This window comes from Brevibacillus sp. SIMBA_040 (assembly GCF_046535075.1).
Taxonomy (GTDB): Bacteria; Bacillota; Bacilli; order Brevibacillales; family Brevibacillaceae; genus Brevibacillus.
The window spans coordinates 1-540 of sequence record NZ_JAWRXI010000053.1; the positions used below are offsets into that span (position 1 = coordinate 1).

The 540-nt window shown below is 56.7% G+C and carries 1 protein-coding gene; it reads left to right on the forward strand.

All coding sequences use genetic code 11. The features are described from left to right. Positions 1-463 (forward strand): DNA methyltransferase (locus SB752_RS31900; RefSeq protein WP_410719433.1); only part of this gene is annotated, 463 nt, incomplete at its 5' end. Positions 464-540: the final 77 nt, after the last annotated feature.

Genomic DNA, 540 nt, shown 5'->3' on the forward strand with positions numbered 1-540 from the left:
CGCGACAGCAAACACACGTACAAGAAAAAGTGCGCGGAACCTGCATCCATGTGTCGAGCCGACGGACTTGATGGCGCACCTGTGCCAACTGGTGACGCCTCCTGGTGGTCTGGTGCTCGATCCATTCATGGGCTCCGGTTCAACCGGAAAGGGCATTACGGGGTTTCGACCGAGACGTAGACCCGCGGCGAATGAGGCGTCCATCAGGCCCGTCGCTGCACTGCCAGCAGCGAGATTCGATCAAGATGCGCAGGATCGCGCCATGACGAAGATTACTGCGATGGGTGAAGCGTTCTATGCGATGCCAGAAAGCGAATACGGCGACTGGCTCGATGCCCTGCCGCAGGACGAGTTCTTCGAGTTCATGGCCGTGATGATCGAGTTGGACGACCGGACACGGCAGACTTGCGGCCCGGTCGGCGTAACGACGAACAGCGATGACAGAACGTGGCCGAATCTCTAATATGATATCTTTATATTACGATTGCAGCGCACACACTTTGAATGAAGGAATCGGTCCATGACCACGTACAAGATCGG